At 73.5% G+C, this 20,326-nt stretch carries 18 protein-coding genes; 11 read left to right on the top strand and 7 right to left on the bottom strand.

All coding sequences use genetic code 11. The annotated features are described in order from the left end of the window. Positions 1 to 43 precede the first annotated feature (43 nt). Complete coding sequence (locus I5071_RS31375) at positions 44 to 850, top strand: 2OG-Fe(II) oxygenase (RefSeq protein ID WP_236516940.1); 807 nt, start codon at positions 44 to 46, stop codon at positions 848 to 850. Next, entirely contained in the window at positions 847 to 2,430 is a 1,584-nt protein-coding gene (locus tag I5071_RS31370) for a hypothetical protein (RefSeq protein ID WP_236516939.1), read from the top strand. The genes I5071_RS31375 and I5071_RS31370 overlap by 4 nt, the downstream gene beginning before the upstream one ends. Here the strand turns inward: I5071_RS31370 and I5071_RS31365 are convergent. Beyond that, positions 2,421 to 3,845, bottom strand: a complete 1,425-nt coding sequence (locus tag I5071_RS31365; protein WP_236516938.1) for an MBL fold metallo-hydrolase — start codon at positions 3,843 to 3,845, stop codon at positions 2,421 to 2,423. The two genes, I5071_RS31370 and I5071_RS31365, sit on opposite strands and share 10 nt — an antisense overlap. Positions 3,846 to 3,945: 100 nt before the next feature. On the opposite strand from I5071_RS31365, the gene I5071_RS31360 reads away from it, so the two are divergent. The 6 genes from I5071_RS31360 to I5071_RS31335 are packed head-to-tail and all read left to right on the top strand — an operon-like array spanning position 3,946 to position 10,222. Continuing rightward, positions 3,946 to 4,746, top strand: coding sequence for a hypothetical protein (locus I5071_RS31360; protein WP_236516937.1), 801 nt, complete (start codon positions 3,946 to 3,948; stop codon positions 4,744 to 4,746). Between the two features lie 6 nt (positions 4,747 to 4,752). Beyond that, a complete protein-coding gene (locus I5071_RS31355; RefSeq protein ID WP_236516936.1) occupies positions 4,753 to 5,592 on the top strand; it encodes a 2OG-Fe(II) oxygenase in 840 nt (279 codons plus the stop codon). Between the two features lie 14 nt (positions 5,593 to 5,606). After that, positions 5,607 to 6,686, top strand: coding sequence for a hypothetical protein (locus I5071_RS31350; RefSeq protein ID WP_236516935.1), 1,080 nt, complete (start codon positions 5,607 to 5,609; stop codon positions 6,684 to 6,686). Continuing rightward, positions 6,683 to 7,549 carry a hypothetical protein gene (locus I5071_RS31345; protein ID WP_236516934.1) on the top strand — a complete coding sequence of 289 codons (867 nt, stop codon included), beginning with the start codon at positions 6,683 to 6,685 and terminating at the stop codon, positions 7,547 to 7,549. The genes I5071_RS31350 and I5071_RS31345 overlap by 4 nt, the downstream gene beginning before the upstream one ends. After that, positions 7,546 to 8,898, top strand: a complete 1,353-nt coding sequence (locus I5071_RS31340; protein ID WP_236516933.1) for a radical SAM protein — start codon at positions 7,546 to 7,548, stop codon at positions 8,896 to 8,898. The genes I5071_RS31345 and I5071_RS31340 overlap by 4 nt, the downstream gene beginning before the upstream one ends. A 16-nt stretch (positions 8,899 to 8,914) precedes the next feature. Next, positions 8,915 to 10,222 carry a 2OG-Fe(II) oxygenase gene (locus I5071_RS31335; RefSeq protein ID WP_236516932.1) on the top strand — a complete coding sequence of 436 codons (1,308 nt, stop codon included), beginning with the start codon at positions 8,915 to 8,917 and terminating at the stop codon, positions 10,220 to 10,222. On the opposite strand, the gene I5071_RS31330 is transcribed toward I5071_RS31335, so the two are convergent. From I5071_RS31330 to I5071_RS31315, 4 genes are read right to left on the bottom strand one after another with little or no spacing between them, the layout of a single operon-like run. After that, positions 10,210 to 10,974, bottom strand: a complete 765-nt coding sequence (locus I5071_RS31330; RefSeq protein ID WP_236516931.1) for a glycosyltransferase family 2 protein — start codon at positions 10,972 to 10,974, stop codon at positions 10,210 to 10,212. The two genes, I5071_RS31335 and I5071_RS31330, sit on opposite strands and share 13 nt — an antisense overlap. Further along, the gene (locus I5071_RS31325) at positions 10,971 to 11,804 is read right to left on the bottom strand and encodes a carbohydrate deacetylase (RefSeq protein ID WP_236516930.1); all 834 of its coding nucleotides are present in this window, start codon (positions 11,802 to 11,804) and stop codon (positions 10,971 to 10,973) included. The genes I5071_RS31330 and I5071_RS31325 overlap by 4 nt, the downstream gene beginning before the upstream one ends. Then, positions 11,797 to 13,218 carry a B12-binding domain-containing radical SAM protein gene (locus I5071_RS31320; protein ID WP_236516929.1) on the bottom strand — a complete coding sequence of 474 codons (1,422 nt, stop codon included), beginning with the start codon at positions 13,216 to 13,218 and terminating at the stop codon, positions 11,797 to 11,799. The genes I5071_RS31325 and I5071_RS31320 overlap by 8 nt, the downstream gene beginning before the upstream one ends. 46 nt (positions 13,219 to 13,264) lie before the next feature. Further along, a complete protein-coding gene (locus I5071_RS31315; RefSeq protein WP_329611093.1) occupies positions 13,265 to 13,870 on the bottom strand; it encodes a class I SAM-dependent methyltransferase in 606 nt (201 codons plus the stop codon). 26 nt (positions 13,871 to 13,896) lie between these two features. On the opposite strand from I5071_RS31315, the gene I5071_RS31310 reads away from it, so the two are divergent. Both I5071_RS31310 and I5071_RS31305 read left to right on the top strand, forming a co-directional pair. After that, complete coding sequence (locus I5071_RS31310; RefSeq protein WP_236516928.1) at positions 13,897 to 14,331, top strand: hypothetical protein; 435 nt, start codon at positions 13,897 to 13,899, stop codon at positions 14,329 to 14,331. Next, positions 14,292 to 15,707: a hypothetical protein gene (locus tag I5071_RS31305; RefSeq protein WP_236516927.1), complete on the top strand. Its 1,416-nt coding sequence runs from the start codon at positions 14,292 to 14,294 to the stop codon at positions 15,705 to 15,707. The genes I5071_RS31310 and I5071_RS31305 overlap by 40 nt, the downstream gene beginning before the upstream one ends. Here the strand turns inward: I5071_RS31305 and I5071_RS31300 are convergent, their stop codons facing one another. Both I5071_RS31300 and I5071_RS31295 read right to left on the bottom strand, forming a co-directional pair. Beyond that, positions 15,708 to 17,513, bottom strand: coding sequence for a radical SAM protein (locus tag I5071_RS31300; RefSeq protein ID WP_236516926.1), 1,806 nt, complete (start codon positions 17,511 to 17,513; stop codon positions 15,708 to 15,710). It abuts the gene before it with no gap. Between the two features lie 14 nt (positions 17,514 to 17,527). Beyond that, a complete protein-coding gene (locus I5071_RS31295; protein ID WP_236516925.1) occupies positions 17,528 to 18,808 on the bottom strand; it encodes a radical SAM protein in 1,281 nt (426 codons plus the stop codon). A 115-nt stretch (positions 18,809 to 18,923) separates the two neighbouring features. Here I5071_RS31295 and I5071_RS31290 point away from each other — a divergent pair, with 115 nt between their 5' ends. After that, the gene (locus I5071_RS31290; RefSeq protein WP_236516924.1) at positions 18,924 to 20,312 is read left to right on the top strand and encodes a hypothetical protein; all 1,389 of its coding nucleotides are present in this window, start codon (positions 18,924 to 18,926) and stop codon (positions 20,310 to 20,312) included. The last annotated feature ends 14 nt before the right edge of the window (positions 20,313 to 20,326 follow it).

The following is a 20,326-nucleotide window of genomic DNA, read 5'->3' as shown; positions in this document are numbered from 1 at the left end:
GGAGACTCGCGTCGTGCCCCGCTGTTAGCATCCCGCCGTCGAGATGAGTGATGCAAGCCCGTGGGAGCCTCTCGTCGTCGATCGCCTGGGCCCCGCAGCGCTCGACGCGTTGATCGATCGCCGCGTGCCGTACGTGCACGTCCCGCGCTTTCTCGATCCGGCCTGGTGCGACGAGGTCGTCGCGCGGTTCTCGCGCGCGATCGAGGAGCTGCCGGAGCACCGCGAGCTGCGCATGGGGCCGATGTGCTTCGACGCGCTGGCGAAGCCGGTCGAGCTCTTCGTGGACTCGAGCGATCCCGCCGCGTACTTCGCGCACGCCGCCGCGGACGCGCCGCGCGTGCGGGCGCTCTTCGCGGGCGGCGACGATCCGCTCGAGAAGATGCGCGACGCCTGGCGCGCCCACGGCTTCCGCGAGGTCCCGTCGTCGGAGGGCGAGGACCGCACGTACAACCCCGACACGGTCTGGGCGATCCGCAGCGCCGTCGGCCCGCCGCACGTGGACTGGTACGAGCGCGAGCGCCCGAGCGCGCTCTCGCGCTTCCCGCGGCGGCTGAACTACAACGTCTATCTCCAGCGGCCCGACTCCGGCGGGCACTTCGTCGTCTACCGCCGCTTCGCGACCGACGTGGCGCGCAACGAGCAGCCCTGGCGCGACCCCGAGGCCGCGGCGGCGAGCCTCCGCGGCGTCGAGCGCGTCGAGCACCAGCCGGCGCCCGGCGATCTGGTGATCTTCGACGCGCACGGCTTCCACGAGGTCACGCGGGTGGACGGGTCGCGCCGCCGGCGCGTGCAGGTGCACGCCTGCGCGCTCGTCGACCCCGCGACCCGCGAGCTGAGCTTCTTCGTGTGACGGAGCGGGTGATCGAGGCGCGCCTCGCGACGGTCGTGCGCATGCTCGCCGGCAGCCCCGCGGCGTCGCGCGCGTTCGCGCTCGCGTACTTCGTGCTCGTCGCGTGGCTCGCGCTCACCCAGCGCTACCTGCACGACGAGGCGGTCTTCACCCTCGACGCGGCCCGCGCCGGTCAACACGCGCCGCTCGCGCTCTTCTTCTTCCAGAAGTCGAAGCCGGCGCTGATGGTCCTCTACGTCCTGCCCGCTGCGCTCGGCGTGCGCGCGTACGTGATGGTGCACGCGACGCTCGGCGCGCTCGCCGTGTACCTCGTGAGCGAGGCGGCGCGGAGGCTCGGCTTCTCCTCGCCGAACGTCGCGGGCTGGGCGCTCGCCGGGAGCCTGAGCTTCACGATCGCGGCCTCGAACGGCTACCCGAACTCCGACGGCGCGTTCTTCGCGGCGCTCTTCCTCTATCTCTACGCGTCCGAGCGGCGCACCGCGGCCGCCGTGGTGCTCGGCATGCTCTTCTTCGTGCGCAACGAGCTCGCGGCCCTGACGCTGGTGTTCGGCGCGTGGGATCTCTACGCGCGCCGCGACCTGCGCTTCCTCGCGGCGATCCTCGCGGTCCCCGCGCTCTACGGCCTCGCCGGCGCGCTCTACCACCGCGACGCGCTCTGGCTCTACAACGACTTCCCCAACCCCGCGGGGCTGCCGCCCGAGATCCGCACCTGGCGCGCCCCGACGCCGCTCGAGGCGCTCCACAACCTGCGCGACGGCCTGCTCTCGAACGCGCCGGTGCTCGCGGTCTTCGGGCTCGCCGCCGCCGGCGCTCGCGATCGCCGCCTCGTCCCGCTGCTGGCCTCGGTGGTCGCGGTCTACGGCGTGATGACCGCGCTCCAGGTGGCGGACCTGCTCGGGTTCGACAGCTCACCCCGCTACTACGTGGCCGCGCTCCCGGTGCTCGCGGTGCTCGCGTCGGCCGCGCTCTCGTCGGACGGACGCGCACCGTGGATCGCCGCGGGCGTGCTCTCGCTGCTCTGCGCCTCGGTCCTGCCGGCGGGCGCCGCGGTGGCGGCGGTCGTGGTCGCCGCGGTGGTGCTCGTGCTCCTCCGGCGGCGCGAGCTCGCGCTCGCGCTGCTCGGCTCCGCCTCCGTCGCGCTGCTCGGGTGGCAGCTCACCGACGACACGGTCCGCGAGCGCACGCAGCACCTCGGCTACCACGAGCTCGTCGCCGAGATGCGCGCCCGCGGCCTCTACCAGTCGGGGCGCCCGCTCTACGTCGACCTGCCGATCGCCCGCTACGACCTGCACGTGCCGATCGACGAGGTGTACATGCTCGCGAACGCCGCGATCGCGTGGGAGACCGAGCGCTATCTCGACCCGCGCAACGGGCAGCGCCAGCAGCTCATGGGCGCGGTGGCGCACGCCGGGCTGCTCTTCCACCCCGAGGAGCACGAGCCGCGTCGCGACGCGACGTACGCGCTGCGCGACGACGCGCGCACCCGCCAGTGGCGCGAGCACCTCGAGGCCGCGGGCGCGGTCGGCACGCGCGTCGGCCGCCACTGGGTCTACACGTTCCCCGCCTCCGATCAGCCCTGACCCGCGGCGCGGACCTGCGGCGCGGCGCCGCGCACGAGCTGCCGGTAGAGCGCGAGGAAGCGATCGGGCGCGCGCAGCGGGTGGCAGTAGACGTGCAGCACGTTCGCGAGGTCGAAGCGCAGCGCCGAGGGCGCGGCGTTCCACGCGGCGAGGCGGCCCATCGTGAGCGACGCCGCGGGCATCTCGACCTCGAGCACCGCGAGCAGATCGCTCGCCCAGCAGCGCGCCCCCGCGACGACCGAGCGCTCGGGGCTCGGGAGCGCTTCGCGCACGAAGCGGCAGCCCGGGGGATCCCAGATCCACACGGTGCTCCCGCCCTCCTCGAGCAGCTCGAGCGCGAAGGTCGGCCGCCGCCCCCCGGTCGCCGTCGCGTCGAGCAGGTAGAGCTCGCAGAAGAGCGGCGACGCGTAGAGGAACCGCGCGAGCTCGCCGAGCGCGCGCTCCAGCGCGCCGCGAGACGTGTCGTCGAGGCACGCCACGCCGGTGGCGGGGCCGAAGGGCGCGTGCGGCCGCGCGCCGCTCCCGCGCGCCGGCCACGCGCGCTCGGGCAGCGCCTCGATCCACGGCGAGCGTCGCGCGTCGCTCCGTCGCCGCCCGCTCAGCGTGATCGTCTCGCCGGGGAGCGGCGCCGCGAAGGGCGGTCCGAGCTGCCCGCACGCCGCTCGGGGATCGCGATGGAAGATCGACTCGTTCATCCACGCGAGCTCGCCGCGCGGGGCGAGGCCGTTCGCGCAGAGGAGGAGCGCCTCGGGCCGCAGGTCGCGCGGGACCACGCGCTCGAGCAGTGCCCGCAGCTCCGCGGCCAGCGCCGCCGTCCCGTCGCCGCTCGGCGCGGCCCACGGGAACATCACGGAGTGGTCGGACTCGTTGTCGGCGTAGGCGATCAGCGCGGGCCGCACGCCGTGGCGCCGCAGCAGCTCGAACGTCGCGGGCTGCGGGCGGTGATCGACCGTCGTGAAGAACGAGCCGTGCCCTCCGCGATCCTCGACGACGAGCGCGAGCGAGTCCCACTCGCCGGGGTGGCTCCCCCCGAGCGACGCCTGCGGCAGCGGCAGGATGCCGAGGTCGCCGAGCGCGAAGGGCTCGCCCGGCTCGAGCGAGCGCACCTCGAAGCCGAGCTCGCGCAGCAGGCGTGGCGCGGCCGACGACGAGCGCGCGGACAGGTAGATCGGGATCCGTCGATCGAGCAGCTCGATCGACGGAACGTGGAAGTGGTCCTCGTGCTCGTGGCTGAACAGCACCGCGTCGATCGGCGGGCACGCCGCGAGATCGACGCGCCGCGGCGGGAACACGTCGAACGCGTGGCCGCGCGGGTCGTGCCCGAAGCGATCGCAGAGCAGCGGATCGAGGAGCACGTTCGTGCGGCCGGTCGAGAACTGCCAGCCCTGGTGGCCGAGGAACGTGACTTCGAACATCGCGGGTCCCTGCGCGGGAGGAGCATAGTACTCTCACCGACGTGAGGTCGTTGCGACGCGACGTATGACGGCAGACCCGAGCACTGGCTCCGAGCTCACCATGCTCGAGATCGACGCCTCGGAGATCGAGCGTCATGGCGACTGCGTCGATCGCATCCTGCGCCGCGAGATCTTCGGCGTGCTGGTGCGCAACGTGTTCCCGCGGGAGCAGCTCGCGCGGGTGATCGCGCGGCTCCAGGGCGACGCTTCGGCGCCGGTGTTCGAGTCGCACACCTTCCGCGGCCGCACCTACGGCCGCGTGCTGCGCATGGCGGGCGAGACGCTCGACGAGTACTTCGACGCCGCGGCGTCGATGGGCCGCGCGCTCGCGGCGGCGTTCGGCGAGGAGCCGACGTACGAGACGCGCCTGCGCGAGCTCCTCACCGCGCTCGGCGGCGGCCGCGCGGTCAGCACGCCGAGCCACGAGGGCCGCGCCTACGCGCCGGCCACGGTGCGCGTCATCGAGCCCGGCGGCGTCGTCGACCTGCACTGCGGGAACGAGACGCACCGCTTCCCGGCGCTGCGCCACCTGACGCAGGTCATCGACCCCGCGGGCGAGATCAGCACGCTCGTGCCGCTCGCGATGCCCGAGGAGGGCGGCGCGCTCGACGTGTACGACGTGTGCTTCGGCGACCCGCTGATCGCCGAGCTCGATCACCGGCTCGGGCGCGAGCGCGCCCACGAGGAGCTGGGCGCGCGGCGCCGGCTCCGGCTGCGGCCGGCGGTGGGCGACGTCGCGCTCTTCGAGGAAGGCCGGCACTACCACCGCGTCGACGAGGTGCGCGGACCGCGCGCACGCTGGACGCTGGGCGGCTTCGTCGCGCCCTCGCGCGACGGCCTCACGCTGCACTACTGGAGCTGAGCGATCATGGCTGCGATCGATCACGCGGCGGCGAATTCCCTCGAGGTGCTGACGCTCGACGTGGACGAGCTCGAGCGCCACCCCGATCTCATCGCCGACATCTACCGGCGCCGGCTCATGGGCGTGGTCGTGCGCGGCGCGTTCGCGAGCGCGCACATGGCGGAGGTCGTCGCGAACGTCGGGCGCCTCGAGGGCGTGCCGCGCGCGGTCGCGCCGACGTTCAAGGGCGGTCTCTTCGGCAGCCCGCTCGTGATGGCCTCCGAGGACCTCCGCGACTACCTCGACGGCGCGCAGCGCTTCCGCGACTCGACGCGCGAGCTCTTCGCGCCCGCGGGCGGTCTCGAGGCGCGCATCGAGCACGTGATGGGCCGCATCGCCGGCGGGCTGCCGGTCGACGTCGCGCGCGACGACGCGGGGCGCGGCTATCTCCCGGCGTCGATCCGGGTGCTGGTCGAGGGCGACTCGCTGCCGCTCCACTACGAGAACGGCACGACCCGCTACGCGTCGATGAAGCAGCTCCTGCCGCGCCTCGACGTCGCGACGATCATGAGCTTCTACGTGGCCGTCGCGCTGCCCGAAGAGGGCGGCGTGCTCGAGGTGTTCAGCACCGACTGCACCGACGGCGGCGATCGCATCCTGCACGAGCTCGGCGGCCCCGAGCGGGCGCGTCCGATCCTCGCGGCCCGCGGCTGCGTCGAGGTGCGGCCCGGGGTGGGCGACATGCTCGTGTTCGACGCCGGTCGCTACTACCACCTCGTCTCCGAGGTGCGCTCGGGGACGCGCTGGACCCTCGGCGGGTTCTTCGCGTTCGATCGCGACCACACGCGCGTTCTCTACTGGAGCTGAGAGCCCGCGCCGTGGTGAGCAGCGCCGCCGCCGATCTCGCCGTTCGCGTCGCCGCGGAGCTGGGCGCGCAGGACGGGCTCGCGGCGGCGCTCGCGCTGCACGTGCGCGACGCGTCGGCGTACGAGACCTCGGTGCGCTGCCAGGACGGTGGCGCGCTGCGCGCGGGCCGAATGATGATCGAGCAGGCCGACCCCGCGCTCCTCGCGCCGATCGCGCGCGCGCTCGGGGTGGTCGTGCCCGAGGTCGCGAGCCGCTGGCTCGAGCTCGCGCGCGCCGAGCGCGTGCCGCTGATCGTCGGGTGGGACCTCCGCGGCGGCGGCCCCCAGCGCTGCCTCAAGCTCTACGTGAACGCGTCGGATGCCTCCGGCGACGCGCGGGCGCGCCTCGCCGCCGCGCTCGCGCCCGGCGCGCCGCCCGACGAGCCCGCCGCGGTCATCGGCCTCAACGCGCGCGCCGACGGCGGCGTCGAGACGAAGCTCTACCTGCAGTCGGCGGACGCGCTGGAGCTGGCGCGCGGGCTCGGCGCTCGCGCGTCGGCGCTCGCCGCGGCGGCGCGCGGCGAGGGTGCGGACGCCGGTGGTGTCGCCTCGTTCGACCTGGACGGCGCCGCGCTGCGGGCGCGCGCCTTCTTCGTCGCGCTGCGCGAGCCGCAGGCGGGCGCCTGGCGCTGCGTGCGAGCGCTCCCGGGCTACGACGAGCGCGCGATCGTGTCGGTCCTCCCGTTCGCCCCGGCGCCGCCGCGCTCGATGGGCGTCTCGCTGAGCGACGGATCCTGGACGCTCTACTGCAAGCCGCGCGGGAGCAGCCGCGCGCCCGAGGCCCTCGAGCCGGCGGCGGTCTTCCGCTACGAGGGCGTCGAGCTCGGCGTGTACGTCGAGCCGAGCGAGCACGCCGCGCGCGCGATCCGGCGGACCGAGCGCCACGCCGTCTCGGTGCGGGTCCGCCGCGGTGAGCCCGCGGCGCGTGCGCTCGACGCGTTGGTCGACTGGTTCACCGAGCGCCTGCGGGCCGCCGAGCGCGACGGCGCGCGCGAGGTCGACGAGAGCCCGCCGCCGCCCTGGACGCGCGTGCGATCCGAAGGAGCGCGCTCGTGAGCCGCGCTGCGCGCGCGCTGCCGCGCATCACCGACGAGGATCGTTTCTTCGACTACTGCCTCCAGCCCTACGACCCGCTGCGCGATCCCCGCGGGAAGCTGCGCAGCGAGGCGCTCCTCGCCAACAGCCTCGACGTCGCGGGCGCGCCGCCCTCGCTCGACGCCGCGCTCGCCGCGATCCAGCGCACCGCCGGGCGCGACGCCACCGTGTTCGGCGTGAAGCACCAGCACGGGCGCCTGTGGTGGGAGCTCTACTTCTACGATCAGCTCGCGCCCGACACCCGCGCGCGCGTCCCCGCGATCGCCGACGCGATCGCGCCGTGGATCCGGCTCGACCTGCGCCCGCCCCCGAGCGCTCCGCACTTCATGTTCTCGTTCGACCTCCACCCGCGGAGCGCCGAGGGCAGCACGGTCCACGTGCTCAACCTCTATCTCCGCTATCACGAGGTGCAGGGCGGCCGCTCGTACAAGCTGAGCGCCGCGGGCGCCGAGCTCGACAACGTCTATCGGTTCCTCCACCCGAAGACCGAGATCCGCGAGGTCCTCCACGAGATCCGGCAGAGCGTGCTCGTCGACCACGCGCGCGTGCCGCTCTCGCGCGTGCTCTGGCCCGAGCTCGTCGACTGCAACCGCGTGTGCGTCGCGAAGAAGCGCTTCGCCGACGCCGTGTACTACTCGGGGATCGACGTCGGACAGCTCCTCTTCTTCCTGCGCGCGATGGAGTACCCTGCGGAGATCGTGGAGTTCGTGGAGCGCCACCGCGGCGAGCTCGATCACCTGCGCTTCGACGTGGGCGTCGACTACACGATGCTCCCCGACGGCTCGCTGGTGATGACGAAGTCGAGCTACTACGGGACGCTGTGACGGCGGCCGCGCTGCGCGATCAGGTGCACCCCACGCGCTTCCGCGATCTCGCGGTCACCGTCGACTTCCACTGCAACAGCGCGTGCACCTTCTGCATCGTGCAGGAGGGCATGAACCACTACCGCGGCGTGCCGCTCGAGCGCTTCGCGAAGATCGCCGACGAGAACCTGCGGAGCCGCAAGTACGATCGTGTCGTCTTCACCGGCGGCGAGGTCACGCTCGAGCGCTCGCTCTTCGAGTTCGTCGACGTCGCGCGCCGCTCCGGCGCGTTCGAGCACGTGCGCCTCCAGACCAACGGGCGGAAGCTCGCCGATCCCGGGTTCACCGCGAGGCTGGTGGACGCGGGGATCGACGAGTTCTTCGTCTCGCTGCACGGCGACACCGCGGCGCTCCAGGACGCGATCTCGCAGCGGCGCGGGAGCTTCGACGAGGTGATCGCCGGCCTCGCGAACCTCGCCACGCACCCGGTCCGTCGGATCACCAACACCGTGCTGCACCGCGCCAACGCGGGCGCGCTGGTCGGGATCGTCGACCTCGCGCGGGCCCACGGCGTGTCGGAGATGGAGCTCTGGAACTACCTGCCGATGGAGGATCACGCCGACGAGCGCGGCCTCATCGCGCCGCTCGGCGAGCTCATGCCCCAGCTCCGCGCCGCGCTCGATCGTTGCGCCGCGTCGGGGATCCGCGCGGTGACCAAGTACGTGCCGCGCTGCCTGCTCGGCGCGCACGGCGACACGCTCGACAACTCGCAGCCCGACACGATCATCGTCGAGAGCTTCTGGAACGAGTTCCCGCGCTTCGCGTGCCTCTACGAGGCGCTCTGCGAGCACTCCGAGGAGTGCCTCGGCCTCGCACACGACTACGTGCGCAAGCACGGCTGGGAGGAGGACACGCTCGCGCCCGCGCCCCGCTCGCGCCCGTGGTCGCCGCGCGCCCGCGCGATCGACGCCCGTCCCGATGCGCCGCCCGGCGAGCCGCGCGGGCCCTCGGGGCATCCGGCGTGGGAGGCGCTCCTCCGCGGGCTGCCCGAGGCGCTGGGCCGCGTCGAGCGCGTGCAGCTCAACCGCAACCAGGCGCGCTACACGCTCGCGCTCGCGGGCGGAGGCGCGACGGTGGAGCTCGTGCTCGCGGCGCGCGACGAGGCCGCTCCTGCGCTCGCGCGCACCAGGACCTTCAACGTCTTCTACACGCAGCTCAGCGGGACTTACGAGCGCGGCGCGATGGAGCGCCTCCTGCGCGCCGCGTGCGAGCGCATCGCCGCGCACGACGACGGCTCGCTCTCGCTCGACGGCCGCAAGGGCCTCGTGCAGCTCGCTCGCAAGCGCAACGAGCGGCCGGACGTGATCTGAACGGGATCGGGAGAACATGGTGCAGAGCGAACAGCAGCAGGTCGGCGCGCCCACGAACGAGCGGATCCGCGAGCTCTTCTCGCGGTGGGGGCTGAACGCGGGGCGCGAGGTCGTCGGCTTCACGTTCCGCGCGGCGGAGCTCTCGCACGATCGCGTCGTCGGCGGGCCGCAGGTCCTCGCCACGTTCGTGCACGAATCGACGAGCGTCGGTGTGCGCCTCTGGCGTGCGGGAGAGGCGCCGCGCTTCAAGCGGGTCGGCGAGATCGATCTCGCCCACGACCCGGTCGACCCCGCGCTCGGCCGCGGCGTCGTCGCGCTGCTCGATCGGCTCGTCGCGTGGCTCAAGCACCACGACGACGGCGCCGCGCTCGCCACGCTCCTCGACGGAGCGCCCCGATCCGCGCCCGAGCCCGCTCCGAGCGAGGCCTTCACCTCGTCCCAGCCCTACGTCGTCGTGCACGAGGCGCCGCCGCTCGATCCCGCGAAGCAGGCGCCGCCCGATCGTCCGGTGATCCCCTTCGACTTCATCGACGTCGCGGACCTCCACCGCTATCCCGACGCGCTGCGCGAGATCTACGCGGGCAAGCGCGGCGGGCTCGTGATCCGCGGCGTGTACTCGAAGGAAGAGATGGCGCGCGTCGTGGGCCGCCTCGAGCGAAGCCAGGAGCGCTTCCCGCTGATGCACCTGCCGGCGAACCAGCGCTCGTACTTCCTCGGGCTCTGCCTCGAGGGCGGCGATCCCGAGCTCACCGAGTACCTCGACGCGGCGACGCGCTTCCGCGAGGAGACGCTCCCGGTGTTCGAGGGCATGGCGCCCTTCGAGCAGCGGGTGGAGACGCTCTTCCGCTCGATGTCGGGCGGGCGGCGCGTGCAGCTCGCGCACTACGGCGACGGGCGTCCCTACACGCCCGCGACGATCCGGATCCTCCCGCCGGGCGGGCAGCTCGCGCCGCACTGCGGTAACGAGATGTACCGGCGCCCTTCGTACCGGCACCTCAACTCGTTCGTCGACGACCACGACCAGCTGAGCTTCTTCCTCACGCTGCAGGAGCCCGAGGCGGGCGGCGGGCTGATCATCTACTCGCTCAAGTGGGCGAACGTCGGCTCCGAGCACATCCTGTCCGACGAGCGCTCGAACGTCGGCGCGATCCTCCACGAGTCGCAGTGGCAAGAGGTGCGGCCCGGCGCGGGCGACGTGCTCATCTTCGACGGCGGCCGCTACCTCCACCGCGTCGACTGGGTGCGTGGCCCGCGCACGCGCTGGACGATGGGCGGGTTCCTGATGTTCGACCGACCCGGCGACACCGTCCTCTACTTCGCCTGAGCGCGCTCGGCCTCGCCCTCGACGACGACGGCGGCGCGCGCCGTGCGGCGCTCGCGGTACACGTACCAGAGCATCCGCGCGACGTAGAAGAAGGGGGCGAGCCCGTGGTTCATCGAGCGGCCGCTGCGGCGCGGGCGCATCGTGACCGGCACCTCGCACACCACGAAGCTCGCGCGCTCGAGCGCGATCAGCACGTTCAGATCGGGGAAGTCGCGCGGCGTGTGCTCGATGAGGAAGGGCAGCGCGCGGCGGCGCACCGCGGTGAAGCCGCTGGTCGGATCGGTGATCGGCAGCTCGCTGATCGCGCGGCCGAGCGCGGCGAAGAGGTGGATCCCGACCCGCCGCGGGATCGAGAGCGGCGCGCTTCCGGGCCGCAGCATGCGCGAGCCGACGACGAAGTCGGCGCCGCGCGCGGCGCGGAGCAGCGAGACGATCTGCGACGCGTCGTGCTGTCCGTCGCCGTCCAGCGTGATGACGAGATCGTGCCCGCGCTCGAGCGCGTGGCGATAGCCCGACGAGAGCGCAGCGCCGTAGCCCCGGTTGACCGGGTGTCGGATCACGTGCGTGCCGTGGGCCTCGGCGACGCGCGCCGAGCCGTCGGTCGATCCGTCGTCGATCACCACGACGTCGAGCTCGCACCACTCGTCGCACGGCGCCGCCGCGACGGCGCGGAGCTCGCGCAGGACGCCGGGGAGCGCCGCCTCTTCGTCGTGCGCCGGGACGACGACCAGCACCCGCGGCCGGGCGCTCATGCGCGGGCCGCCTCGAGCCTCGCGCGCTGCGCTCGATCGCCGGTGCGCAGCGCGCCGAACGTCGTGAGCTCGAGGCGCGCGAGCGCGTCGCGCAGCGCCGGCGACCGGAGCGCCGTGTCTTCTCGGGCCGACTGGCCCGGGTGGACGATCACCTCGGTCGGCCCGGGGCCCAGCGCGTCGAGCACCCGCGACCACTCCGCGAGGCCGAGCCGGCCGGCATCGGCGATCGCCCTCGCCGGCACGAGCTCGACGTCGCGCGTCGCGCGCCTCCGGGCTCGGCGCGCGAGGACGTCGAGCACCGCGACCTTCGGCGCGGCCCGCAGCGCGCGCAGCGAGGGACGCTCGTCGGGCAGGCGCACCGCGCCGATCGCGTAGCGACGGGCGAGCGTGATCACGACCTCGAAGAGGCGCGGCAGGAGGTGCAGATGGAAGTGCGCGTCGAGGTGCGTCGGCGCGAGCCCGTCGTCGATCGCGCGCTCGATCTGTCGCGACCACTCGCGCTCGACCTCGTCGATCGAGAGCGCGCCGCCCAGCGCGCGCGTGAACACTGCGCGCCACGTCCCGGGGAACGCGCCGCCGGCACCGAGCAACGAGGGCACTTCGCTCGCCGGCGAGAGCGGCCTGCCCGCGATCAGATCGAGGTGCACCCCGACGTCGGTGGCCCCGCGCGCCCGCAGCCTCGCGCGCGCCTCGTCGTAGGTCGCGCCGGTCGTGACGATCGACACGCTCGTCACCACGCCGCGCTCGAGCGCCTCGAAGATCGCACCGTCCCACGCCGCGCAGAGCCCGAGATCGTCGGCGGTCACGATCACCCGGCGGCGCTCACGCATCCCACACCCACGACCGCACGAAGCTCGCCGCCTGCGGCCCGAGCTTCAGCACGTCGCGCACGCCCATCCGTCCGAGGACCCGTCGCGCCACCCGCGGCCGCCCGTAGAACGCGAGGTAGGCCCAGCGCCGCTGCCGCTCGAGCTCCGACGCGCTCATCGTGCTCGTCGACATGCTCGGCCGGTGGAGCTCGAGCTCGCTCCAGTCGCCGCCGACCAGCGCGCCCTCGCGCTCCGCCTCGGCGCGCAGCGCGGTCCCGGGCAGCGGGGTCGCGCAGTAGAACTGCGCCCAGTCGGGATCGACCTCGATCGCGTAGGAGACCGTGCGCCGCACCGTCTCGCGGGTCTCGCCGGGCAGGCCGAGGATGAAGTGCCCGAGCGTCGAGATCCCCGCGCTCTTCGTGGCCTCCACCGCGGCGCGCCCCTGCTCGACGGTCGTGCCCTTCTTCGCGCGATCGAGGATCTCCTGCACGCCCGACTCGAGCCCGAACGAGATCCCGACGCACCCCGCGCGCCGCATGATCCGCGCGAGCTCGGGGTCCATGCAGTCCGCGCGCGAGTTGCACATCCAGTGCACGTCGAGCCGGCGCCGCACGATCTCGTCGCACACCTCGATCACGTAGCGGCGATCGAGCGTGAACGTGTCGGACCACATCGTGATGTCCTTCACCACGCCGCGGCGGACGATCGCCTCCATCTCGTCGACGACCCGCTTCGGCGCGCGGCGCCGCAGCTTCTTGCCGTAGTACGAGGGCGCCGTGCAGTACGTGCACTTGTGCGGGCAGCCGCGCGTCGGCACCACGAGCGTGTACGGCTTGTTGAAGACGGGCAGGAAGTAGTCCTGCTCGGGCAGCAGATCGCGCGCCGGCTCGGGCAGCTCGTCGAGATCGCCGTCGAACGGGCGATCGCCGTTGTGCACGATCTCGTCGCCGCGCCGGAACGAGAGGCCGATCACGGTGGAGGGATCGCCGCCCCGCGCGAGGCACTCCGCGAGCTCCGTCACCGTCCACTCGGGCTCGCCGCGCACCACCGACGAGAGTCGCGACGCGCGCAGCGCCTCGTCGGGCAGCGCGGTGACGTGCACGCCGATCGCCGTGAGGTGCGCCTTCGGCACCCAGCGCGCGAGCGCGTCGATCGTCTCGAGGTCGGCGGAGTACGTCGGCGTCGACACGCTCACGACCACGAGATCGGGCCGGAACGCGCGCACCCGTCCCTCGAGCGACGACGCCGGCACGCGCGGCCCGCACGCGTCGAGGATCTCCACGACGTGCCCGTGCTCGCGCAGCGCGCCCGCCGTCGAGGGCAGGCTGATCGGCAGCATCCGGTACGCGTACGACGAGAGCCTCTGCTCGCAGCGGCCTTCGCGGATGTAGGGGACTCCGTCGGGGCCGGGTGGGTTGAGGAAGAGAGCGCGCATGCGGCTTCGATCGAGCCCACATTCTGCCCGTTCCAGGACGCGAGCACTACTGGGACGCGCGCGTGAAGATCGCGACTTCGAAGCCCGGGATCGTGCGGACCGGGCGGCGATCGTGGAGCCGAAGGCGCGGCAGCGACGCCAGCAGGTGCGCGGTCTCGGTGGGGCTGATCACGAGCAGGATGCGCCCGCCGGGGCGCAGGCGATCGAGCGCGCCCGACGCGATCTGCTCCAGGAATCCGAGCCGGCGTGGCTCGAGCAGCGGGCTCAAGGTGCGCATCAGGAAGGTCGAGATCGTGAGGCTGCGGAGGAGCGTGCTCGTGACGAGGCGCGAGAGCTCGGTCTCGCGCTCGCGCTGCGGCGGGTTCGACGCGATCACGTCGTAGGTGCCGGTGGCCGCGGAGAAGAGGCTCGACGACGACAAGCGCACCGCGACGCCGTTGCGCTCGGCGTTGGCGCGCGCCGCCGCGATCGCGCGCGGGCTCACGTCGACCGCGTCGACCTCGAACCCGCGGAGCGCGAGGTACACCGCGACGTAGCCGGTGCCGGTGCCGAGATCGAGCGCGCGCCCCGGAGCCTCCTCGGCGGCCGCGGCCGCGAGCATCTCGGTGTCCTCGCGGACCGGGCACACCCCCATCGCGTTCTCTACGTGCATCGGCTCGCGATGATATCGTCTCGCGCGTGAGCGCCGGTCCGACGAGCCCGAAGGCCGCGACGTACCTCGTCACCGCGTGTGTCTTCGGGTACTGGCTCGTCGCCCACGGCGTCGGCGAGATGTACCCGATCAGCCCGCTCGGCATGTTCCGCAGCGCGATGGAGTCGTCGAGCCGCGTCGTCGTGCGCCGCGCCGACGGCACGCTCGACGAGGCGTTCGACTACGTCGACTGGCGCTGCGAGGGCGACGTCGACACGAGCTCGAGCGCCCACCCCGAGTGCGACGATCCCGGGTACTCCGCGCAGGCGACGCGCGTCGAGGATCACATCGTCTCGCATCGCGGCGAGGGCGAGGATCCGGTCGTGCTGGTGCGCCTCGGCTTCTACGCGCGCGAGGGCGACACGCCGATCGAGGTGCGCGAGTGCGTGCTCGCGCAGTGCCGGGCGCGCCGGGAGCGCTGAGCGTGCCGCCGATCGCGCTGCTCGCGTGGCGCTCCACGCTCTGGCTGATCCTCTCGATCGAAGTGCTGATCCTCGCCGGCGTCGCGGGATGGATGCGGCGCTTCAAGGAGTGCCAGCCCGATCGTGAGCTCGGGTGCTTCGTGTCGAGCACGCCGATCGTGCTCGGCGCGATCGCGGTGATCGCCCTGGTCGCGCTCGCGCTCTTCTTCGGTCGCGCGCGACGGCTGCGCGCGGACGTGCAGCTCGCGTCGGGCTTCGTCGCGCTCGCCGCCATGCGTGTGCTCTTCGAGGCGTTCGCGTCGGTGCTCACCGTGCACCACCAGACGCTCTACCAGATGGGCGCGGTGCTCCTCGGCGTGGTGCTCGGCGAGGCCTACGCGTGGGCGATCGGCGCCACGCGCGACGACGAACCCCAGCGCGCGTGGTGGCGCCGCGCGAGCTACGGGCTCGAGGGCGGGCTCGCGATCTTCGCCGCGACGTACCTCTCCGCCGCGACGAGCAAGCTGCGCTTCGGCGGCATGGAGTGGCTCTCGTCGTCGACGATCCGGATGATGGCGATCTCGCACGTCGAGGTGGGCTCGGAGTCGCTCCCCGACGCGCTCGGTCGGTTCGTCGCGGAGAGCCCGCGCATCGCGAGCGCGCTCGAGGTCGCGACGATCGTGGTGCAGCTCGGCGCGGTGTTGCTGGTCGTGCCGCGGCTGCGCCGGCTCGCGGCGGCGGCGATCGCCGCGTTCCACATCGGGATCTGGGCGACCAGCCACATCCTCTTCGTGCAGCCGCTGGTGCTCGCGGTGGTGCTCGCCACGCCGTGGGATCGCATCGCGCGCGCGCTCGGGCGCGACGTGTCGCGCGACGAGGCGGCGCTCGCCGGCGCGCTCGCATGGGCGCCGGTCTCGGTGCGGCGCGGCGCGGCCGTGTGGACCGCGATCGCGCTCGCGACCGTGGCGACGCTCGGCGTGATCGCACCTCACGCGACGCTCGCTTCGGCGCGCGCGCTCGGCGGGTTCCTGGTGCCGGCGCAGGGGCACGACGATCCCGAGCCGCCGCCCGCGCCGCGCGACGTGATCGCGGTGCTCGACGGGCTCGCGGTCGGCAACGAGATCGAGGGCTGGACGGTGAGCGAGATCGGCGCGCCGCACGACCGACGGATCGCGATCGAGCTGACCCGCGACGAGCATCGCTTCCGCGCGGTGCTCGCGCCGCCCGACGCGGTGCCCTTCGAGCCTCCGTTCCGCACCGAGCGCTACGTGCTGCTCTACGAGCCGGCGCGGATGGCGAGCGACGAGCTCGCGGCGGAGCGTGATCGCGTGCTCGCGGCGCTCCGTGATCGCATCGCCCGCGCCGAGCGCAGCGTGCCGATCCTCCGCGGCCTCTGATCACCCGACCGGGCGCAGCTCGTGCTCGCCGTGCAGCTCGACGTAGCCGCGGCGGATCCCGAAGCAGCGCGACGCGAGCGCGCAGCGCGCGCAGGCATCGGTCTTCACGAACTCGCCGGCATCGAACCCCGGCGGCACCTCGGAGAGCTCGAAGTAGCGATCGAGCGAGCGCGGCACGAGGCAGAGCGGCACGCCGCACATCGACTCGAACCCGCCGATCTCGACACCACGCGCCTGCGCGAGCGCGACCGCCTCCGCGAGCACCGGCATCGCCTCGGCGTAGCGCGGCACCAGCGCGTGCTCGCGCGGCACCACGTCGGTCGAGGGCGCGACGAACGACACGTTCGCGAACGCGCGCGGCCAGCGATCCGCGATCAGCGCGACCCACGCCGGCAGCTCGTGCAGGTTCGCCTGACAGATGACGAAATTGATCTGCACCTTCACCCCGACCGCGACGAGCTGGTCGAGGCCGCGCACCGTCTTGTCGAAGGTGCCGGGCGCCTGGGTCACGCGATCGCACACCGCGGCGGTCGCGCCGTGGAGCGAGACGAACGCCTCGTCGAGCCCGGCCTCGCGCAGCGCGCGCGCCAGCGCGGGATCGGCGAGCCGGATCGCGTTGGTCTGGAGCAGCACCGGGAGCTTCGAGAGCGACTTCGCGAGGCGCACGTAGCGCACGAGCTCGGGGTGCAGCGTGGGCTCGCCGCCCGAGAGCGTGACCTTCTTGCCGTTCGCCGCGGCATCGCGGATCGCCTGCTCGATCGCGTCGTTCTCGGCCGCGGGCAGGTGCGTCGAGACGAAGCAGAAGCGGCACGCCTGGTTGCACTGGAAGACGACGCGCACGAGCGCCTCGTCGACGTCGCCGTGCACCGGATCGCGGTAGCGATTCGGGGTGACCAGCTCGCGCGCGATCTGCTCCTCGACGGTCGAGATCAGCGAGAGGCGACGGCGCGCCCGATCGGTGGTCACCGGCGTCATCGAGGGCGCGCCCGCGCGCTCGAGCACCGCGCGCGGGATGCCCGCGCAGCGATCACGCACGACGCACGACTCGCACGGCGCGAGGTGCACGTGATCGCGGCGCGCCGACGCGCCCGGCGTCAGCGAGTAGAGGTGCGCCACCCGAGGATCGCGGCCGTGCACGCAAGGCGGAGGACCGCTCCCCGGCGCGAGCTTGAGCGCCACGTCGGCGCGTCGCGCGCGCAGCTCGACGTCGCGCACCACCTGGCCCGCGGCGTCGTAGTCGAGGAGCTCGCTCGCGTCGGGCGCGCTCACCGGCACCGTGAGCAGCAACGTGCGCACCCGTCCCCCGAAGCGCTCGCGCACGAACGCGGGCAGCTCGGGCAGCCGCGCCGCGGTGCTGCGGATCACCGGCGCCTGCACGTCGACGCGCACCCCCGCCGCGAGCAGCGCGTCGATGCCGCGCAGCGTCGCCTCGAATCCGCCGGGGTCGCGGGTGATCGCGTCGACCCACGCACCGTCGCCCGCGAGGTTCACCAGCACGCGCTCGAGCCCTGCCTCGCGCAGCTCGATCGCGCGCGCCGCGTCGATCACCGTCGCGTTGGTCTCGAGCGCCACCCGCTCTGCGCCCGCGCTCCGCGCCGCGGTGATCAGCGACGCGAGATCACGACGCAGCGTCGGCTCGCCGCCGCTCAGCACGACCTCGCGCGCGCCGGTCGCGATCGCCGCGTCGATGCGCGAGACGACCGCGCTCGCCCGCACGAACGACGGGTCGTCGGTGGTCCGGCGCGCGTTGCAGTACGTGCAGTTCTGGTTGCACCGGAGGTGCGTCTGGACCTGCTCACTGCGCACGGCGGCTGACGATTCTACGAGATCGGCGCGACCGCGCGGGGCCCGAAGAGCGCGTACTCCTCGCGCTGCACGCCGTGACAGGAGCCGCGCACCGAGCAGCGCTGGCACTCGTCGACGTAGATCCGGAACGACACCGGGCCTTTCGGGGACAGATCGGTGACACGCCGATCGGCGCCGAACGCGCAGAGCGGTGGGCCACACGGGCCATCGAGCCCGAAGAGCAGCACGCCGTGCTTCTCCGCCTGCTCGATGGTCGCGGAGAGCGCGCTTCGCACCTGCTCCGGCGTCGCGACGACCTTGCGCGCGACCTCGTGATCGAACGCCGGCACCGGCACCGAGATCGACACGCCGCCGAAGCGCCCGCGGGTGCCGAAGGTGCGCGAGATGAACTCGGGCAGCTCGGGCAGCGTCTCGAAGGTGTCGGCGGTCACGACCGCGTTGAGGATCACGTGCACTTGCGCGTCGAGGAGCGCGCGGACGCCGGCGACGGTGCGCACGTGGGTGCCGGGCGCGCGGGTCGCGGCATCGGAGACCGCCGCATCGCCGCTGTGGAACGAGACGAACGCGCGGGTGAGCCCGGCGTCGCGCAGCTCGCTCGCCAGCGCGGGGCGCTTGCCGATCTGGATCGCGTTGGTCTCGATCACGATCGACTCGAACCCCAGCGTCTGCGCGTGCCGCACGTGATCGACCAGCGCGCGATCGAGCGTCGGCTCCCCGCCCGAGATCGTCAGATGGCGCGCCCCGAGCGCGCGGAGATCTTCGATCCACGTGCGCACCTGCGCCGCGTCGTACCCGGGCCAGTCCCGCGACTGCCAGCAGAAGCCGCAGTCCTGGTTGCACCCGAACCCGATCCGCACGAGCCCCGAGGGCTCTTCGATGCCCTCGATGAGCTGACGGAAATGACCGAGCGGGATCCCGGTCGGCAGCTTCTTCAGCGCGTCGGCGTGGGTGCGCGCCTCGCGCCACTTCGTGTCGTCGATCGCGCGCGCCAGGCGATCGCGGATCACCGTCGTCTGGGCGCGATATCGCGCGGCGATCGGCTGGGTCTCGCGGATCGTCACGTCGACCGCGAAGGGCTCGCGCGAGCGCGGCGCGAGCCGGGCGCGCGCGATCGGCGAGGGTGCGCCGAGCACCAGGTCGAACCCGTCGCCCTCGGGCTCGACCGCGACGAGCGTCAGCCCGAAGCGCGGCAGCGGCTGGGGCAGCGCGGGCGCGCCGACCAGGGCGCGCGCGATCGCGACCCGTCGCTCGCGCGCTGCGTCGTCGGCGTTCGGAGGATCGCGGAACGAGGCCATGCGCGAGGAGCACGTTCGCCCGGCGATCCGCGTCGCGTCAACACGGCTGACACGATGACCACCGATCCGCAGCGCGCTGACGCGTTGGCAGGACCGCGCCGGCGCCGAGCGCGTGATGCATCGGATCTCGCGCTGGCACCACGCGTGCTCGGGCCGCGTCGCACCCGAGGAGGTCATCGTGATCACGTTCGTCTCACCCCCCGAGCCCGAGCCCGAGCGCGACGAGGACGCGCTGCGCGCGCTGCTGCGTCGCTGGCTCTTCGAGCACAACCCCGTCTACCTGCTCAGCGCGATGCTGGTGCTCGGCGGGCTCTGGCTCGTGTCGCGCGACATGGCGCGCGTGAGCGCGCTCGGAGGTCTCGGCGTCGGCGCGATCGCCGAGCTCTACGCGCTCGCGCTGATCGGCGGTGCGGCGTTCCTGTGGCGCCGACACGAGCGTCGCGCCGCGGTGATGCTCGCGCTGCTCGCCGCGATCTACCAGTGCGATCCCACGCTCCAGGTCGAGATCTTCTCGTTCCTCGGCGGCACCGGGATCGCCGCGTCGAGCACGTGGCTCGTGCTCTTCGTCGTGAAGCTCGTCGCGCTCGCGCGGGCGCTCGAGCTGCGGGTGTCGCGCTCGGCGATGCTGGTGCCGGTGATCGGCGCGCTCGGGCTCGCGGTGCTGCCCCAGCTCTTCCGCGCCACCGCGCTCGAGGGCCGCACCTCGCTGACGATGCTCTGGGTCTTCGCGCTCGGTGCGACGGCGCTGTGGACGTCGCGACGCATCGAGAGCGCACACGGCTTCGACGTGCGCGGCCGTCGCGCGCTCACCGGCACCTGGGCGCTCTGGGGCGCGGGCGCGCTCGCCCACGTTCTCTACTGGGGCGCGGAGCTCGGCGTGTCGCTCTTCGCGCTGGTGCCGGTCGCGACGTTGCTCGCGACGCGATGGGCGATGCGCGAGCGCGCGGTGTGGGGTCTCTCCGCCGCCGCGCTCGCGGGCACGATGGTGATCGCACCGTGGCAGACGTGGTGCGTCGCGCTGATGGTCGCGTGCGTGCTGGTGCTCCGCGCGTGGCGCGCGCCCACCGAGCGCATGCAGGCCGTGCGCGCGCCGCGGCCGCCCTATCGCAGCGTCGACGAAGAGGCGGTGCACGAGGTCGCGCTCGGCTTCGGGCCCGCGTCCGAGATCGCGCGCCGTCGTCTGCTCGTCGGCGCGCTCGCGAGCACCTACGTCGCGCTCTGGACGTTCGGCCACCACGCGCACGGGCTGCCCGCGCACCAGCTGGTGCTCGACGTCTCGCTCGCGTGCCTGTGCGTGCTCGCGGCGCGGCGCTGGCGCACGTGGATCCCGCTCGCGCCGATCGCGCTGACCTCCGCGCACGCCGCGGCCCAGCGCGGCTGGCTCGTCGCGCCGCGCGGCTCGTTCGAGTGGGGCGCGACCTCGATCGTCCTCGGGTTCGTCCTGCTCGCGACCGGCCTCGCCCAGGCGGCGCGCCGTGCGCGTGTACTCGCAGCGCCCGGGTGAGAGCGGAGCGGCAG

The sequence above is a fragment of the Sandaracinus amylolyticus genome, assembly GCF_021631985.1.
Taxonomy (GTDB): domain Bacteria; phylum Myxococcota_A; class Polyangia; order Polyangiales; family Sandaracinaceae; genus Sandaracinus; species Sandaracinus amylolyticus_A.
This window is presented reverse-complemented; position numbering and strand designations above follow the sequence as displayed.

Excerpts from the sequence above, each read along its gene's own strand:
- I5071_RS31290 (WP_236516924.1), top strand. The coding sequence starts at position 18,924 with ATGCATCGGATCTCGCGCTGGCACCACGCGTGCTCGGGCCGCGTCGCA.
- I5071_RS31335 (WP_236516932.1), top strand. The coding sequence starts at position 8,915 with ATGGTGCAGAGCGAACAGCAGCAGGTCGGCGCGCCCACGAACGAGCGG.
- I5071_RS31320 (WP_236516929.1), bottom strand. The coding sequence starts at position 13,218 with ATGCGCGCTCTCTTCCTCAACCCACCCGGCCCCGACGGAGTCCCCTAC.
- I5071_RS31295 (WP_236516925.1), bottom strand. The coding sequence starts at position 18,808 with ATGGCCTCGTTCCGCGATCCTCCGAACGCCGACGACGCAGCGCGCGAG.
- I5071_RS31365 (WP_236516938.1), bottom strand. The coding sequence starts at position 3,845 with ATGTTCGAAGTCACGTTCCTCGGCCACCAGGGCTGGCAGTTCTCGACC.
- I5071_RS31360 (WP_236516937.1), top strand. The coding sequence starts at position 3,946 with ATGCTCGAGATCGACGCCTCGGAGATCGAGCGTCATGGCGACTGCGTC.
- I5071_RS31375 (WP_236516940.1), top strand. The coding sequence starts at position 44 with ATGAGTGATGCAAGCCCGTGGGAGCCTCTCGTCGTCGATCGCCTGGGC.
- I5071_RS31330 (WP_236516931.1), bottom strand. The coding sequence starts at position 10,974 with ATGAGCGCCCGGCCGCGGGTGCTGGTCGTCGTCCCGGCGCACGACGAA.
- I5071_RS31315 (WP_329611093.1), bottom strand. The coding sequence starts at position 13,870 with ATGCACGTAGAGAACGCGATGGGGGTGTGCCCGGTCCGCGAGGACACC.
- I5071_RS31325 (WP_236516930.1), bottom strand. The coding sequence starts at position 11,804 with ATGCGTGAGCGCCGCCGGGTGATCGTGACCGCCGACGATCTCGGGCTC.
- I5071_RS31355 (WP_236516936.1), top strand. The coding sequence starts at position 4,753 with ATGGCTGCGATCGATCACGCGGCGGCGAATTCCCTCGAGGTGCTGACG.